The sequence below is a fragment of the Rosettibacter primus genome (assembly GCF_036860675.1).
Classification (GTDB): domain Bacteria; phylum Bacteroidota; class Ignavibacteria; order Ignavibacteriales; family Melioribacteraceae; genus Rosettibacter; species Rosettibacter primus.
Map to the genome: position 1 here is coordinate 243,027 of NZ_JAYKGK010000002.1, position 17,844 is coordinate 260,870.

A 17,844-nucleotide genomic window follows, 5' to 3' on the forward strand; every position below is an offset into this window, starting at 1 on the left:
GAAAATGATATTTATTCTATTTTATAAATTTATTTCTTCCAGTCAATAACAGTTTGAGAAGTTACTTCTTTCATTGTTACTTTATCTTTTGCTGTAATAGTAAATAAATATTTACCTGATGGATAATTTTTCATATCTAATTGCAGAATTATTTGTGGATTATTTTCATATGTTTCATAATCAGAAACGATTACAACTTCAGAACTTTTAGTATAACCCAGAAAGTTTGAAATCGAATTAATAATCTTTGCAAGACTGCTTTCTAATCTCTCACTTAATTTTTTCACTGAGATTTTTTGTTCAAAACTACAAAAGCCTTTTTCGTTTCTTTTAAGATTGTACAGTTCATAATAAAGTTTAATCGTATCATTCTTTGTGAATTCATTTAATGGATTTGGTTCGATATATAAATTTCCTCTTTGAATTCCTTTTGATTTTTCTGTTGATATTCTTCTGCTAAATAAAATATCACTAATACCATAATCAACATTGCTGAACTTTTTAATCACTAAATCAGAACGATTGGAAAATGTCCCTTTGTCTTCTCTTATCATTTCAAATGAGATAAATCCAGAATCGGGATATGTTGTAACTGCTATCGAATTCACATAATTATTGATTTCATTTTTGCTTATATTGATGCTGTCTAATTTTCTGAATTGCTCATTATAATTTTTATCGAAAAAGAATAATCCAATTTTATGCTTAAGTTCTTTCTTGTTCTTAAATAAAGAATCAGGTACATCAATTTTATAATTCAAATACAAATCTGTCTGATACCATTTATTCATGCTTTTAAATTGCAGGATAGAATAATCAATATTAAATCGGGGTCCTTCGAATTTTGGTTCATAAATAGTGTGAATTTCTTTTTTAAGATAATTTATATAATCCAGAGTATTACCATTAAATTGTGAGTGAACTTTATCTTTATCGAAAGAAGGTGTGCTGAATAAATATTTTCCTGATGATGTCATATCAGTAAATCCAAAACTCATATCTTTATAGTCCCATACTTCTGTTTTCATCATTAATCCACTTTCTCCCATCGAAGGTCTGATACGCATAAAATTTAATGGCTCTCCATAGCGAAGTACAACTTCACCTCGATTTGTTTTCCAGCCAGCTAAACCAATCTGGGGCACACTAAAGTGTAAATTAGAGAATACTACACGAGAATAATGTTCAAGCAATCTTTCATTGTATTCTGTCATATAAAGCGGGTCATAAACTTTCCAGTATAGTTCAATAAAATTACTTAACTGTTTGTCACTCATTTTATCAATTACATTTTTATAAGCAGGTTCTATTAAAAATTTCACAGTGTTAAATGTAAAATCCTTTTTTTCCTCTTTGTCCATTAGTGATATAGCTTTTTGATATTCATTGTAACTTTCCTTAAATCTTGATGTTTTGTAATAAAGCAGACCAAGAATTAAATGAAGTTCTTTATCATTATTCTTTTTGTTCAATAATTTTGTCAATAATGGAATTCCTTTTTCGGGGGAGCCAGTACTTTCATACAGTATGCTTAAACTTTTATTTGCATCATAATTCATCGAATCAATCAGTAAAACTTTTCGATAATATTTTTCTGCTTCATAAAAATCTTCATTTGCAAATTCCTGAAGACTTGCATAAAATTCATCGCTTAATTTTCTTACTGACTTATTATATTCAAAAAAATCTTTACTTTTAATTTCTGCTATACTCAAAAGAGAGGGGATGTGTGTGCTATCTATTGAAATTATTTTTTTAAATTCATTGATTGCACTGACTTTTGCAAAATCTTTCATTAATACTGCATAAGTAAATCGATATTCAATATTATCAGGTTTTAGCATTACGGCTTTTTTAAAATATTCATAAGCTAAATTTCTTGATTCGAATGTGTTCTTTTTCAAAAATAATTTCCCAAGTTCAAAGTAAGATGCAGCATCATTATTTTTCAAAATAGATTCTTTAAAAAATTTTAAAGCTGTTAACGTATCTTTAGATTCCAATAATTGTTTTGCTTTTTGAGATAATCCGACTGGATTGTTAAGCTGCTGACAAAAAAGAGATGAAAATGCATATTGGTAAATAACAAATAAAATTAAAATTGTTTTATATTGTTTGCTCATTGCAATTACTTAAATCTATTTGAACATAATAACAATTGAACTTTAAAATCAATAGAAGCCTTTTTCCCTTTCATTTTTGTTGTAGTGTAATACTAAAAGCACTAAATTAATCACGAAATAAAATAAACAATTTAATATGCCATACAAATTCATCGAACACACAGCTGATATTGCTATAGAGGTCGAAGGGAAAACAATAGAAGATGTTTTCATATCTGCTTTTTATGCCTGGAAAGAAATTGTTTTAGAAACAACTAATATTAAAAATGAACAATCAAAAAAATTCATATTCAATTCAAAAACACTTGAAGAATTACTAATAGAATTTCTGGGTGAACTGAACTATCAATTGTATACAAAAAAATGGGTTGTCAATTCAATTAATAAAATATTAATTGAAAAGACCAGTGAATTATTTCATTTGGATTTTGAAGTATTTGGAGAATCATTAAAAAATAAAAATCATTTAGTTAAAGAGGAGATAAAAGCGGTTACATTTCATCAAATGAAAATAGAAGAAAAGAACGGGAACTTATCGACAATAATTGTTTTTGATATTTAGGATTTGTAAAGGAGGAGCTATGGAAATCAACGGAATCAAAATCGAAAAAATAAGTGATTATCTCTGGGAAATTCCTGCACAAGGAGGCATGCTTGTTCCCGGAAGAATTTATGCAACCGAAAAAATGCTTATGGAATCAATTAAAAATGACGAAGCATTAAAGCAGGTAATAAATGTTGCACATTTGCCTGGTATTCAAATGTTTAGTCTTGCTATGCCAGATATTCACTGGGGTTATGGTTTCCCGATTGGCGGAGTTGCTGCTACGGATTTAGATGAAGGTGTTATTTCCCCAGGTGGCGTTGGATATGATATTAATTGCGGAGTTAGACTTGCGCGCACTTCATTAAAATATGAAAGCATAAAAAACAAAATTCAAAGATTAATCGAAGTACTTTTTCAGAACATTCCAACTGGAGTTGGTTCAAGTGGAGCAATAAGAAAATTATCTCCTTCAGAAATTAAGAGAATATTAAAAAATGGAGCCGAGTGGGCAGTTGAAAATGGTTTTGGTTCTCAAGAAGATTTATTATTTACAGAAGAGAATGGAAAATTAAAAGATGCAAATCCAGAATCCGTAAGTGAGCGTGCAATAGAAAGAGGATTGGACCAAGCTGGAACACTTGGTTCGGGAAATCATTTTCTTGAAGTTGATGTAGTCGAAGAAATTTATGACGAAAAAGTTGCAGAAGTATTTGGTTTGTTTAAAGGTCAGATTGTTATACTAATTCACACTGGTTCTCGTGGTCTTGGTTATCAAATTTGTGATGATTACTTAAAACTCCTTGTTCAATCAGAAAAAAAATTTGGTTTTAAACTTCCAGATAAACAACTTGCCTGCGCCCCAATTAAATCTCAGGAAGGACAGGATTATCTAAGTGCTATGAGATGTGCTGCTAATTTTGCCTGGAATAACAGACAAATAATTATGCACCTTGCAAAAAAAAGTTTCAAAGAAACATTTTCTATTTCAGATTCAGAACTTGGATTTCAATTAATTTATGATGTCTGCCACAACATAGCTAAAATTGAAGAGCATGCTATTATTAATAAAAATGGCAAAACAAAAACAAAAAAAGTTTGTGTCCATAGAAAAGGAGCAACACGAGCTTATCCAGCAGGAAGTGAATTAATACCAGAAAAATATCGAGCTGTGGGACAACCAGTTTTAATTCCAGGAGATATGGGAAGGTATTCATTCATTGCTGTTGGTAAAGAAAAATCAATGGAAGAAACTTTTGGCAGCTCTTGTCATGGTGCAGGAAGAGTTCAAAGTCGTCATCAAGCAATGAAATCTGCAAAAGGCAAAGATTTAATTAAAGAACTCACCAATAGTGGAATAATAATTCAGGCAAAAGGTTACAAAACAATTGCAGAAGAAATGCCTCAAGCATATAAAGATGTTTCAGAAGTCGTTGATGTTATGCATTTCGCAGGAATAAGTACAAAAGTAGCTAAATTAAAACCGGTAGGAGTTATAAAAGGATAAAAAAATAATCGCATGTTTGCCTGTTCAACCAAAAATAAAATGTAATATTAGATTAACTGGAACACAAAGATTAAAATGTTAATGGACAAAATTAACTTACATTATAAACCATAATAACTTTTCAACTTTTCAAGTAATTTTTTGAATGCTATAGCTCTGTGACTTATTTTATTTTTTTCTTCAAAGTTTAATTCAGCCATTGTTTTATTATAGCCATCAGGAATAAATATCGGGTCGTAACCAAAACCTTCTGTGCCTCTTTGTTCATTTATCACAATTCCATTTATTTCACCTACGGTTTCTATAGTAAATCTTCCATCATAAAAAACAGCAGTGCAAACAAATTTTGCTTTGTGTGGTTCTGGGTAATTTGATAATTCTTTTATAAGCTTCAAATTATTATCTTCAAAAGTGCAATTAGGTCCTGCATATCTTGCTGAAATTACTCCAGGTCTTCCATCAAGTTGTTCAACCATAATTCCAGAATCATCAGCAATTGAAGGTTCTTTATAATGTTCAAAAATTGCTTTAGCTTTTATAAAAGCATTTTCACTGAAAGTAGAACCTGTTTCTTCAATTTCAATATTATTTCCTAAGTCATAAAGAGAAATTATTTCAAATGGGGAATTTTCAAAAATTGATTTTATTTCTCTAACTTTTCCTTTATTCTGACTTGCTAAAATAATTTTCATTGATTCTCCTTTTTCTTTTCTGTAAAAATTTCATCCATTTTTTCAATTGCAAACCGAAGATGAGGAATAACTATTGAACCACCAACAATTAAGGCAATATTAAAAGTTTCATAAAGTTCTTCTTCTGTTGCACCTTCTTCTATCGACCTATCAATATGGTAAAGAATACAATCGTTGCATCTTAATACCATCGATGCTACCAACCCCATAAGTTCCTTGGTTTTTGCAGGAAGTGCTCCATCAATGTAAGCTTTGTTATCAAGAGCAAAAAATTTTTTGAAATCACTAAAATTAGAGTTCAATATTCTCTCATTCATTTCTGAACGGTATCTTCTAAATTCTTTAACTGTTGTTTTCATTTTGCACCTATTATTTTCTCATTAATTCTTTTTTAAGAAATTTTCCTGTAAGGCTTTGTTTATTTTCTGCTACTTGTTCTGGTGTACCTTCGGCAATAATTTCTCCACCATATTCTCCACCTCCTGGTCCCAAATCAACAATATAATCTGCAACTTTAATTACATCCATATTATGTTCAACTACTATAACAGTATTTCCTTTGTCAACAAGTTGATTTAATACTTTAAGAAGAATTCTTACATCTTCAAAATGTAAACCTGTAGTTGGTTCATCAAGTACATACAAAGTTTTTCCTGTGCTAACTTTACTAAGCTCGGTTGCTAATTTTACTCTTTGAGCTTCTCCTCCTGATAATGTTGTAGCCTGCTGTCCTAATTTAATGTAACCAAGTCCAACATCATACAAAGCTTTAATTTTACGATGAAGAACTGGATAATCTTCAAAAAAGCTTAGAGCTTCTTCAACTGTCATATCCAGAACATCAGAAATAGATTTTGTTTTGTAAAGGATTTCGAGAGTCTCTCGGTTATATCTTTTTCCATTGCATGCCTCACAAGTCACATAAACATCTGGGAGAAAATTCATTTCTATTTTTTTCAAGCCATCACCATTGCATTCTTCGCATCTTCCGCCGCTTACATTAAAACTAAATCTCCCTGCAGTATATCCTCTCATTTTTGATTCCGGCAACTGTGCAAATAAATCACGAATATGAGTAAACACACCAGTATATGTAGCAGGATTCGAACGAGGTGTTCTCCCAATCGGAGTTTGGTCTATTTCAATAATTTTATCAATGTTTTCAAGACCTTTTATATGCTTGTAAGGGAGAGGAACAACTTTGGAATTATAAATTTTTTGAAATAATATTCTAACTAATGTTTCATTAATCAAAGAAGATTTTCCTGACCCACTTACTCCTGTTATTGTAACAAATGTTCCTAAAGGAATTTTCAGAGTAACATTCTTAAGATTATTTCCTGATGCACCAATCAATTCAATAAATTTTCCATTGCCTTTTCTTCTTTCTTCAGGAATTTCAATTTTCTTTTGATTCTTAAGATATTGAGCTGTAAGAGAATTTTTTCCATCTGGTGATTTCAAAATTTCTTCTGTCTTTCCGTATAGACAAACTTTTCCGCCATGTTCACCTGCGAACGGTCCCAAATCGATAATATAATCCGAATTTTCTATGGTTTCTCTATCATGTTCTACAACAATCACAGTATTTCCTAAATCGCGCAGGTTCTTTAATGAATTAATCAATTTCATATTATCTGCCTGATGTAGCCCAATACTTGGTTCATCAAGTACATAAAGCACACCAGAAAGTTGGGTGCCAATTTGTGTTGCTAATCTAATTCTTTGCGCTTCTCCACCTGATAATGTTCTTGCAGACCTGTTTAATGTAAGATAATCAAGACCAACATCAATCAGGAATTCTAATCTTGTTTTAATTTCTTTTAAAATTTGTTTTGCAATTAATTCCTCGCGTTCGGTTAATTTAAGTTCTCTAAAAAATTTAAGTGTCTTTTCTATTGAAAGAGAAGTTACCTCAGCAATATTTAAGCCACCAATTTTTACTGCAAGTGATTCTTTTTTTAATCTTCCTCCATTGCATGTTGAACATGTCAATGTATTCATAAAAGATTCTGCCCATTCTCTAATTTTGTTTGAAGATGTATTTTCATAATAATGTTTTATATAATTTATCACTCCGCTGAACTTGTGCATGTAAGTTACTTCTCTTCCACCTCCATAAACATAAGTGAAAGGAATTTTATCTTTTGTCCCATTTAATAAAATATCTACTTGTTCCTTTGTTAATTTATTAAGAGGAGTATCAAAAGAGAATCCAAAATGATTAGCAATACCTTCAAGCTGAGTAAATATCCAGATAGAACGGGGTTTGCCAAGTGGTGCAAGTCCCCCATCATTAATTGATTTATCCCAATCTGGAATAATTAAATTTACATCCAGTTCTTTCTTTTCACCCAGACCATCACAATCTGGACATGAACCATAAGGAGAATTAAAAGAAAATGAATTAGGAGCTAATTCCTGATAACCAATACCACAATGTGGACATGCAAAATTTCTGCTAAACCAGAAATCTTCATTCCCATCGTTTACAATTACATTTCCATTGCCATAGTTTAGTGCAACTTCTACAGACTGTCTAATTCTGTATCTCGAACTTTGGTTTACCTGAAGTCTATCAACCACTATTTCAATATCATGAACTTTGTAGCGTTCTACTTTAAAATCATCAATTAATTCATGAACAGTGCCATCTACTCTAACTCTTAAAAAACCATCCCGAATTATTTCTTGGAATAATTCACGATAATGACCTTTTCTTCCTCTTACAACTGGAGCCAAAATTAAAATTTTCTTCTCATTAAAATTATTCAGAATATTATCAATAATCTGGTCAGAAGACTGCTTTTCAACAGGTCTGCCGCAGTTGTAACAAAAGACTTTACCAACTCTCGAGTATAACAATCGGAGATAATCATAAATTTCAGTAACAGTTCCAACAGTCGAGCGAGGATTTGTAGCAGAAGACTTTTGTTCAATTGAAATTGTCGGGCTTAATCCTTCAATTAAATCTACATCTGGTTTTTCGAGAATATCCAGAAATTGACGGGCATATAAAGATAATGATTCAATATACCTGCGCTGTCCTTCTGCATAAATTGTATCAAATGCCAATGAAGACTTTCCAGAACCTGATAATCCTGTTATAACAACAAAAGAATCACGCGGGATTTCTAAATCTATATTTTTAAGATTATGTTCCCTTGCACCTTTAATTAATATTTTACTCAGTTGGGTCATTTACATAAATTTGTAAAAGTTCAACCTGTTATTTTAGATAAACATAAAACTAAAATCAATGCAATAATAAAATCAATTTATATAATATGAAGTTACCTTTTTCCATAAAAACAATATCAAATTTCACAGAATTCAGAATTAAAGAAAAGGATTCATTATTTATCGGTATGAGCTTTCCTGTAAGCAATGAATTAGATGCTACAAAAGAATTAACAAAAATCAAAAAAAAATATTACGATGCAACTCATAATTGTTATGCGTATAAATTAACAGACGGAACAATTAAGCATTCTGATGATGGTGAACCAAATGGAACCGCAGGAATAAGAATATTACATGCGATAAACCATTTCGACTTAAATAATATTCTTGTAATAGTTACCAGATATTTTGGGGGAACCAAATTAGGTGTTGGTCTGCTTGGAAAAACATATTATGAAGCTGCATATCAATGTCTGCAAAATTCTCAAATTCTAACAAAAATACTTTACAACAAATTAATTATTAGCTATAATTATGATTCACTTAGCATCGTTCACAGATGTATATCTAAATACAAGGCTGTAATTGAAAAAAATTTATTCGATGAAATCCCCCGCATAGAAGCTCTTGTCCCTGTAGAAATCAAGGATAAATTTATCAATGAACTAATTTCATATATACACAATCAGATTAAAATCAAAGAAATTGATTTTTTCACTTACTTATAATATTCATATCTTTTATTAAAAATTGACAAAAAGTATTGATTTAATTAATTTCAATATGGACATAAATCTCTTTTTAAAATAATTATAAGGGATTAGTATGATATACACTAAAACTGGCGAATATGCTATTAGAGCAATTTTATTTTTGGCACGACAGCCAAAAGAAAAATTAATTATGTCTTCTGAAATTGCTAAAAGCGAGGATATTCCTGCTCACTATCTTGCTAAAATTTTACAAAGAATGGCAAAGTATGGATATGTTGATTCATTCAAAGGGAGAGGAGGAGGATTCAGAATAACTGAGCTTGCCAAGAAAAGCTCAATACTCGAAATTGTGGAAAGAGTTGAAGGACCTGTAATTAACTTAAAATGTGTTACTGGTTTGAAAGAATGCTCAGAAGAAAATCCATGTCCACTTCACGATGAATGGGCAGATTTAAGAAACAGAATTTATAATTTGATATCAAGCAAATCTGTGCAGGAAGTAGCAGAAAAGTATGCCGAAACATTAAGCAAGCACAAATAAGAACACTTAGAGGTTGTTTGAAAGGAAACAGTGACTTTTAAGCAACCTCTTTATTTATTATCATTAAAGTAATATTTCAAATAGACCAAATCACTGCATAAATCATTCAGAGAATTCATACTTTGCATTGTCAGCTGTAAAAATTTTTCTTCATAAATTGTCTTCAAAAATTGACTTGCACCTTCGAGCAGATTTTCCAAAATAGCTTTTATTTCTTGAATACTTTTTAAGTATTCATTTTTTAATGAATTAAAATATTCATCTTCAATAGAATTATCTCTATTTTGAATGATTCTTAAAACTCCCTGCGAAAATTTGGCAAGAAAGGCAAGTTCTTCAAGTTTGTTCATTTTATCTGTGCTTAATGCAAGCTCTATAATTCGCAGTAAATCTTCTTTGTTTTTAAGTTTTCCCTTAGCTAAATCTTCTACTGCGTTGCAAATTTTCTCTGATTCTAATTTATAATCCATTATAATTTAACTCCTAAACCAATTCCATCACCAATTGGTAAAATTGTACTTTGAAGGGAATTATGGTTCAAAAATAGTTTATTAAATTCTCGAATAATTTTAGCAGAATTTTTATAAGAAGCCGGGACTATATTTGATGCCACATATCCATGCCAGAGTAAATTATCTATAAAAATTACTCCGTGCTTTTTCAATAACACCAATGAATAATAAAACAATTTTTCATAATCCTGTTTATCGGCATCTAAAAATATCAAGTCATACTTTTTCGTAAGAGATGGAAGAATATCGAGTGCATCTCCTTCAATCAAATTAATTTTAGATTCTAATCCGGCTTTTTCAATAAATTTACCCGCAAGAGAAATATTATCAAGACTTTTTTCTATTGTATCAAGCACAGCTTTCTTTCTAAGTCTTCTTGCTATTCTAATTGAAGAGTAAGCTATAGCAGTTCCAATTTCGAGAACACGTTTTGGTCTAAGCATTAAAATTAATTGTTCCAAAAACTCCGCAGCTTTCCAATCAAGAATAGGAATATTGTTAGCTTTTGCAAATTCTTCCATTTCTTTAATTATAGGATCATGAACATTGCGAAGAGATTCCAGATATTTTATTTGTTTTTCATAAATTATTTTATTCATAATATACTATTTCAAATAGACCATTTTATTTGTAAAAATATTATCATTTATTCTTAATACACAAAAATATGCTCCACTTGCAACATTTTTACCTTCATCATTTTTTCCATTCCAGTAAAAAATATTTTTACCAATCGAAGCATTACCAGCAAAAAGAGTTTTAATTTTTTGACCGAGGAAATCAAAAATAATCAACTCTGCGTAGGCATTGTCAATAGAATAAAATTCAATCCTTGTTAAATTATTAAAAGGATTAGGATAATTATTATACAAATAATATTTAAATGGAATGGGTTCTTCGATATTTGTTGTATCTTCAACACTGTAAACATTATAGTGAATTAATAAAGAGCCGTAATTAAATTCATATGAGCCTATTTGAGGTTCACGTATTTTCCCATTTTTATTTTCATAAGAAAAATAGAAACTTACTTTTTTGCCCAATGAAAAAGCAGGAAGAATAAATTTATACTTCAAATGACCATCAAAATCCATTTGAGCGGATTGATAATTCTCATTTTCAATTTTATAGTAAATAATAACAGGCTTCGATTTATTGAGAGTAGAATCAACAAAAATTTTATTTAATATAAATTGATTATCTTTTCTTTCAAGATTTGGAAATGAAATTGCTCTTCGAGCAGAAATTAAGCCATAACCTCTATGATTATCCGGTTGAATTGCATTATCACTGCTTTCCAGCATAATCTGGCGAATTTGATAATTTGTTAAATGAGGATAAGCAGATTTAAGAAGTGCGGCTATTCCAGCAGCAATTGGAGTGGCATAAGAAGTTCCGTTTCCAAAACCATAGCCTCCTCCTGCTAATGCAAAGTAAACATATGAACCTTGAGCTACAATTTCAGGTTTGATTCTTCCGTCAAAAGTTGGACCTCGACTGCTAAATATTTTTACCTTATTGCTTGTATCTACTGCACCTACTGAAATAATATTAAATGCATCTGCAGGAGAAACTATCTTTCCATATTTATTATCACCATATTTTGCTCCCCAGTCAGAATTTCCTTCGTTACCTGCCGCTGTAAATGTTGAAACACCTCTTTGAAATGCAAGATTAACTGCTTTTGCAACAATTGTTGAATTACCATTCATATCTTGAAAAGTGTACGAGTATCCAGTATCAAATGTATTATATCCAATAGAACTGCTTGTAATATCAACTCCTTGTGCTTCCATCCACTCTAATGCAGCAGCATAATTATCTTCTTCAACATGAGTTTCAGTTGGTATATATTCAGTTTTTGCTAAAAGAAACTCTGCACCATATGCCGGTCCTATTAAATTTCCATTATCAAATCCACCTATAATTGAAAATACCGCGGTTCCATGTCTATCTTGATTCGGTGCATCATCTTTTGTAGAATCATTTTCGGTTAAGTTATCATTTTGTATAAAATCTCTTTCTGCTATCACTTTTGCATTTTTCAAAGCAGGGTGATTCTTCCATCTAAATCCAGTATCAAGTAATCCTATTAAAACACCACTGCCATTAATTCCAAGCTCGTGAACAGCTGGAATTTCTGAAAGTAAATTTTGTTTTAATGATGGACCATAATTCAATAAATAATTTGATTTTTCTAAAACTTGATGGAAATTCTTTTGTTCATGTTCTATAGGTTCAATACGCTTAAGTAGTTTAACCTTTTCAACACTCTTTACAAAAGATAATTTTTCAACTTTATTTTTTTGTTCATCACTTAAAAAACATGAAACTGCATTAAACCACTTCAAAGTATGAATAATTTTAATACCCAAGTTTTCTAATTGTTGAATGTATTCTTTGTTTACAGGTAAATCTTCATAAGTTATGTAATTATCATTTCCATTAACTGCTTTTCTTCGCTCGATAGATTTTTGAGAAAGTTCCTTTTCAACTTGCAAAAACAATTGAGAATTTTTTTTGAGAAGATGTGATTCAGGAATGCCTTTGTCTTTAAAGTAAATAAAATACTTTGTTTGAGCAGAAGTTGTAATAATTAAAATCAATAAAAAAATTATTGTAAGAAAATATTTCATTATTATAAAAGAAAATTAATTTTTTTATATCATAACCAAACTTAGTGAACTAATTTTGCAATTCTATTTAATCTAACAGAGCCAAGAAGTCTAAAGAAATCAGAAAATGGAATGCTTGGGTCCCATGACCAGTAAATTAAAAATGCTTGTCCAACAATTTTATCACGAGGCACAAAACCCCAAAATCTGCTATCTGCACTATCATCGCGATTATCACCCATCATAAAATAATAATCTTTTTTAATTGTATATGAATTAACAGGTTTGCCATCAATAAAGACTTGATTGCCTTCAACTGTAACAACTCTTCTTCCAAATTCACGGTCTATAATTGTTCTCCATTGTTCAACATTTTCCAGATTTAAAGGAATTACATCCCCCTTTTTAGGGACAACAATAGGTCCATAATTATCTTCATTGAAATTAGCCCCTTTTGGAAAAATTCTTGGATTAGGAACACCTTTTGGAGTAACATATGGATTTAAATATTGAATATGAGGTGGAATCCATGCTTCTTTCCCATTAACAAAAACCACTTTATCAATTATTTCAATTGTATCGCCGGGAATTCCAATACATCTTTTTACATAATTATTAATTTCTACGGGTTTTAATTCATCACGGTCTCCAGGATATTCGAAAACAACGATATCACCTCTTCTTGGTTCTCTTATTGCTGGCAGCTGGAAATAAGGTAAAGCAATATTTGTAAATGGAATAGTTCGAGGAGAAGTAGAACCATAAATAAATTTATTAACAAAAAGAAAGTCGCCTACCAGAATCGTTTTTTCCATTGAACCAGTAGGGACTCGCGAAGTTTCTATTAAAAATGTTTTAATCAGAAGAGCAGCAAATGCGGCGAACAATAAATTTTTAATAAATTCCCAAAATTTTTGTGCGGGTGTTTTCTGCGGTGTTTTTGTTTTTTCTTTTTTTTGTGATGACATATTCAACCAATTGTTATTCGAAAAAATTATTAATCTTCAATTTGAAGTACAGCTAAAAATGCTTCCTGAGGAATTTCAACATTGCCAACCTGTTTCATTCTTTTTTTCCCTTCCTTCTGTTTTTCCAGTAATTTTCTTTTGCGTGTTACATCCCCGCCATAACATTTTGCAAGAACATTTTTTCTCAAAGGTTTAATATTTGTTCTTGAAATAACTTTGCTGCCAATAGCAGCTTGTATCGCAATTTCAAACATTTGACGTGGTATAAGCTCTTTGAGTTTTGAACAAATTTTTAGTCCCCAGTTATAAGCTTTTTTTTCATGCACAATAATTGAAAGAGCATCAACTTTTTCGCCATTTAGCAATATATCGAGTTTGACTAAATCAGATTGTCTATAACCTATTAACTCATAATCAAAAGAAGCATAACCGCGAGATATTGACTTTAATTTATCATAAAAATCAAAAATAATTTCTGAAAGAGGGAACTCAAATGACAAATCTGCTCGCTTTGGGTCGATATAAGTAGTATTCAAATAAACTCCTCTTTTTTCAATTGCAAGCTGCATTAAGTTACCAATATATTCACTTGGAGTAACAATTTGAGCTTTAACATAAGGCTCTTCAATGTGTTCTATTTCTCCCTGTGGTGGCATTTCGGCAGGATTATCAACAATTACTTTTTCACCATTTCTTTTATAAACCCAGTATTCAACATTTGGTAAAGTTGTTACAATGGACTGATTAAATTCTCTTTCAAGTCTTTCCTGTACAATTTCCATATGAAGCATTCCCAGAAATCCACATCTAAATCCAAAACCAAGGGCAGCAGAAGTTTCTGGAGTAAATGTAATTGATGAATCATTAAGTCTGTATTTTTCAAGAGCATCTCTTAAACTTTCATAATCGTCTGAATTTGTAGGATATAAACCACTAAAGACCATTGGCTTAATTTCTTTATAACCAGGCAATGGTTTTTCTGCACCATTCTTAACATGAGTAATTGTATCACCAACTTTTGTATCTCGCAATTCTTTAACTCCAGCAATTAAATATCCTACATTGCCGGTTCTAAGTTCTCCTGTTCTAATTCTATTTAATCGAAGTATGCCAATTTCTTCAGCAATATATTTTTTGCCGTTTGCAAAAAAAGTAATTTCATCACGTTCTTTTATTATTCCATTGAATACACGGATATAAGCAACTGCACCTCGATAAGAATCAAATACAGAATCAAATATCAGAGCTTGAAGTGGTGCATCTTCTGAACCACTTGGCGGCGGAATTCTTTTAACTATCGCTTCAAGAATTTTATCTATTCCAATTCTTGTTTTTGCACTTGCTAAAATAATTTCTTCTTCCTTACAACCAATTAAATCAATAATCTGTTGCTTTACAGTATCAATCATTGCACTCGGTAAATCAATCTTATTGATGACAGGGATTATTTCCAAACCTGCATCAACTGCCATATAAAGATTTGAAATAGTTTGAGCTTCAACACCTTGGGCAGCATCAACTACAAGAATTGCACCTTCGCAGGCAGCAAGTGAGCGTGAAACTTCATAAGAAAAGTCTACATGTCCAGGGGTATCGATTAAATTTAATATGTAAGTTTGCCCATCCTGAGCATTATATTCCATCTGTATAGCATGAGACTTAATAGTTATCCCACGCTCTCTTTCAAGGTCAAGGCTATCAAGAAGCTGCTCTTTTGCTTCGCGCTCTGATACTGTATGAGTAAATTCTAATAAACCATCTGCTAATGTTGACTTGCCATGATCTATGTGAGCAATTATGCAGAAATTGCGAATGTTTTGCATACTCAATTAAAAATTTAGTGGCAAATATATAAAGAAGGTAAAGGATTTACAATTTAAACAAAGTGACAGATAAATATTCTTAATTAGGCATTATAAAGATTCATTATCATTTCTTGTTTTACTAATTTTGTAAATGATTAATTAATGATGTAATTATAATATGAAAAAACTATTTATAATTTTATGCTTGATTTATAGCATAAGTTTTGCTCAAAGAGTTAACTTTGCTTTTTTCTCAGCTCCATTAATTGATAAAAGCGGAAATAATTCAATTTTCGATTCTACCATATCAAAGATTAATAAAATTGAAAATCTTGATTTCTTAATTATCGCTGGAAATTTAACTTTATCCGGCTCTGAAAAAGAATTTTTAATACTTAAATCCTTGCTTAATAAACTTGAAAAACCTTATTTCCTTTTACCTGCTTTGAATGATATTAAGGATGCAAAAGGCTGGACATATTTTCAGGATAATTACGATGATAAATTTGCAATACGATTCAATAACAAAATCTTTATAGGATTAAGTCCCATTATTCCTTTAACGAATTATTATCATTACATTACAGAAAATATCAACTGGTTAAATGAAACTTTAGATACACTAAAATTAAGTGATGAAATTTATTTTTTCTCCCCCGTTCAATTTGATGTTAAAGTAGACAACTGGAAAACTTTGCTTACCAATTTATCGGGAAAGAATTTAAAGTTGATGATAAATGGGAATGCCACAAAGACAGAATTAAGAAATTTACATGGTTATTCTATACTCGATGTCCAATCATCACAACACACAAATAAAAAAATTTTTGATTTTGTCCTTATAGAAATTTCAGATGACTCGGTAAAAATTTTTGATAATACAAAAAAAATCATTACTGCTTTTGATAAAACAATCGATATCCCAAAAGAAAAAATTGATATCGATAAACTACAAGCAATTAATTCTGATATTTTGCTTAGCATTAATTTAAACTCAACAATGTTAAAATCGTGCAGTTACTGGAACAATAAAATTTATACTTTTGATTATTCTGGTTTAATCAGCTGTATTGATACTACTGGCAAAGTAAAATGGGAATTTGATGCAAATGGAAATATTATTGGAAAACCAATAATTGCAGATATGATGATTGCAACTGCAACTTTTCAGGGAGATTTAATTTCATTAAGTGCAATTTCCGGCGAACAATTTCAATCGATTGGTTTCGAAGACTACATAACTACAGATTTACTTGCTATTAATTACAACGGCGATAAAGAATTAATGATTCCAAAACTTTCACAATCAACCACAGCAGTAGTTTTTGGCACTTCAAGTGGAAAAGTTTATTGTTACGATTTAGAAACTCTCCAAGAATATTGGTCAAATAACTACTGCAAAGAAATGATAAGCTCTAATTTATTGTATGTAGATAATAAAATTTTTTATACAAGTCGAGATGGCTTTCTTTATTGCATCGATGCTCGAAATGGAATTACAATATGGAGATGGAAAGAAAAAGCAAATACAGACCTTTCTTATTCTCAATTATTAAGTGATGGGAAAAAAGTTTTTGTTATTTCTCAGGAAGGTATACTTTATGCTGTTAATTTATTGTTGGGTAAGCTTGACTGGAAAATTAACAATCAGTTTTTTCAGAACTTTGGTTTATCTGAAAACAAAAAAATGATTTTTGCAGAATCACAAAACAATGAATTTATGATAATTTCTGCTGATAAAGGAAAAATCGAAAGAAAAATTAAAACTGATATAAACTTTTTGAATTCTTTCTCTACTCCTGTTGAAATTGATAATAAAATATTCTGGAGCGGAAATGGATTTATTAATTATTTCGATTCAAAATTCAATTCAGTAAAAAATTTATATTTAGGCACTGCGCCAATTCATCCAGTAGAAAAAATATCTTCAAATAAATATTTGACATCAAATATTGATGGAACAATTGTAATATTTAAAACGAGGTAAAAATTGAAAAACTTTGAAGGAATAATATTCGATATTGATGGAACACTAGCATCCACACACGATTTGATATTTGAAAGTTTTAATCATGTAATAAAAAAATATCACAACAAAAGATTAACTACTGAAGAAATTATTGCGTTGTTTGGACCGACTGAAGATGTAATTTTAAAAGAATGGATGAAAGATAATTATGAAAAAGCCAGAAAAGATTATTACGATTTTTATGAATCCCAGCATGAAGAAATGGCAGATATTTTTCCTGGATTAGAAGAAATAATAAAGTTAATAAAAAGCAAAAAAATTCCACTTGGAATTTTTACCGGAAAAGGAAGAGATACTTCGATAATAACATTAAAAGCAATTAAACTTCATGATTATTTTGATTTAATTGTTACGGGAGATGATGTTAAAGAACACAAACCTGCCCCCGAAGGAATAATAAAATTTTTGAACGTATTTAATCTTAAACCAGAAAATGTTTTGATGGTTGGCGATACCAATACGGATGTTATTGCATCGAGAAATGCTGGAATAAAATGTGCTCTTGTGCTATGGGATGAATTTTCAAGAAGTAAATACTCAAATGCAGAAGCCGATTTTATTTTTTATTCTGTAGAGGAATTTAAAAAGTTCATTGAAGAAAATATTCAATAA

General features: G+C 30.4%; 15 protein-coding genes. 6 read left to right on the forward strand and 9 right to left on the reverse strand.

What is annotated here, in order from left to right; all coding sequences use genetic code 11:
* Window positions 1-29: 29 nt before the first annotated feature.
* A complete protein-coding gene (locus tag VJY32_RS04215; protein ID WP_353676639.1) occupies window positions 30-2,123 on the reverse strand; it encodes a GWxTD domain-containing protein in 2,094 nt (697 codons plus the stop codon).
* 136 nt (window positions 2,124-2,259) lie between these two features.
* On the opposite strand from VJY32_RS04215, the gene VJY32_RS04220 reads away from it, so the two are divergent.
* Window positions 2,260-2,685, forward strand: coding sequence for an archease (locus VJY32_RS04220; RefSeq protein ID WP_353676640.1), 426 nt, complete (start codon window positions 2,260-2,262; stop codon window positions 2,683-2,685).
* A gap of 19 nt (window positions 2,686-2,704) precedes the next feature.
* Window positions 2,705-4,174 carry an RtcB family protein gene (locus tag VJY32_RS04225; protein WP_353676641.1) on the forward strand — a complete coding sequence of 490 codons (1,470 nt, stop codon included), beginning with the start codon at window positions 2,705-2,707 and terminating at the stop codon, window positions 4,172-4,174.
* 101 nt (window positions 4,175-4,275) lie between these two features.
* Here VJY32_RS04225 and rdgB read toward each other — a convergent pair whose 3' ends face one another.
* From rdgB to uvrA, 3 genes are read right to left on the reverse strand one after another with little or no spacing between them, the layout of a single operon-like run.
* The gene (gene rdgB, locus VJY32_RS04230; RefSeq protein ID WP_353676642.1) at window positions 4,276-4,866 is read right to left on the reverse strand and encodes an RdgB/HAM1 family non-canonical purine NTP pyrophosphatase; all 591 of its coding nucleotides are present in this window, start codon (window positions 4,864-4,866) and stop codon (window positions 4,276-4,278) included.
* Entirely contained in the window at window positions 4,863-5,225 is a 363-nt protein-coding gene (locus tag VJY32_RS04235) for a carboxymuconolactone decarboxylase family protein (protein WP_353676643.1), read from the reverse strand. Before VJY32_RS04235 ends, rdgB begins: the two co-directional genes overlap by 4 nt.
* Before the next feature lie 10 nt (window positions 5,226-5,235).
* On the reverse strand, window positions 5,236-8,067 hold the full coding sequence (gene uvrA / locus VJY32_RS04240; protein WP_353676644.1) for an excinuclease ABC subunit UvrA: 2,832 nt from the start codon (window positions 8,065-8,067) through the stop codon (window positions 5,236-5,238).
* A gap of 86 nt (window positions 8,068-8,153) precedes the next feature.
* Between uvrA and VJY32_RS04245 the strand changes: the two genes are divergently transcribed.
* Both VJY32_RS04245 and VJY32_RS04250 read left to right on the forward strand, forming a co-directional pair.
* Window positions 8,154-8,777: an IMPACT family protein gene (locus VJY32_RS04245; protein WP_353676645.1), complete on the forward strand. Its 624-nt coding sequence runs from the start codon at window positions 8,154-8,156 to the stop codon at window positions 8,775-8,777.
* 97 nt (window positions 8,778-8,874) lie between these two features.
* Window positions 8,875-9,303 (forward strand): RrF2 family transcriptional regulator, encoded by a 429-nt coding sequence (locus tag VJY32_RS04250; protein ID WP_353676646.1) that lies wholly within the window; start codon window positions 8,875-8,877, stop codon window positions 9,301-9,303.
* A gap of 50 nt (window positions 9,304-9,353) precedes the next feature.
* Here the strand turns inward: VJY32_RS04250 and VJY32_RS04255 are convergent, their stop codons facing one another.
* The 5 genes from VJY32_RS04255 to lepA are packed head-to-tail and all read right to left on the reverse strand — an operon-like array spanning window position 9,354 to window position 15,221.
* Window positions 9,354-9,773, reverse strand: coding sequence for a hypothetical protein (locus VJY32_RS04255; RefSeq protein WP_353676647.1), 420 nt, complete (start codon window positions 9,771-9,773; stop codon window positions 9,354-9,356).
* Window positions 9,773-10,414 (reverse strand): O-methyltransferase, encoded by a 642-nt coding sequence (locus VJY32_RS04260; RefSeq protein WP_353676648.1) that lies wholly within the window; start codon window positions 10,412-10,414, stop codon window positions 9,773-9,775. Before VJY32_RS04260 ends, VJY32_RS04255 begins: the two co-directional genes overlap by 1 nt.
* A gap of 6 nt (window positions 10,415-10,420) precedes the next feature.
* Window positions 10,421-12,451 (reverse strand): S8 family serine peptidase, encoded by a 2,031-nt coding sequence (locus tag VJY32_RS04265; RefSeq protein WP_353676649.1) that lies wholly within the window; start codon window positions 12,449-12,451, stop codon window positions 10,421-10,423.
* Window positions 12,452-12,492: 41 nt separating this feature from the next.
* On the reverse strand, window positions 12,493-13,398 hold the full coding sequence (gene lepB / locus VJY32_RS04270; RefSeq protein ID WP_353676650.1) for a signal peptidase I: 906 nt from the start codon (window positions 13,396-13,398) through the stop codon (window positions 12,493-12,495).
* A gap of 29 nt (window positions 13,399-13,427) precedes the next feature.
* Complete coding sequence (lepA, locus tag VJY32_RS04275; protein ID WP_353676651.1) at window positions 13,428-15,221, reverse strand: translation elongation factor 4; 1,794 nt, start codon at window positions 15,219-15,221, stop codon at window positions 13,428-13,430.
* 160 nt (window positions 15,222-15,381) lie between these two features.
* On the opposite strand from lepA, the gene VJY32_RS04280 reads away from it, so the two are divergent.
* Together VJY32_RS04280 and VJY32_RS04285 are read left to right on the forward strand one after the other, a co-directional pair.
* Window positions 15,382-17,190: an outer membrane protein assembly factor BamB family protein gene (locus VJY32_RS04280; protein ID WP_353676652.1), complete on the forward strand. Its 1,809-nt coding sequence runs from the start codon at window positions 15,382-15,384 to the stop codon at window positions 17,188-17,190.
* Window positions 17,191-17,193: 3 nt separating this feature from the next.
* Window positions 17,194-17,844: an HAD family hydrolase gene (locus VJY32_RS04285; protein WP_353676653.1), complete on the forward strand. Its 651-nt coding sequence runs from the start codon at window positions 17,194-17,196 to the stop codon at window positions 17,842-17,844.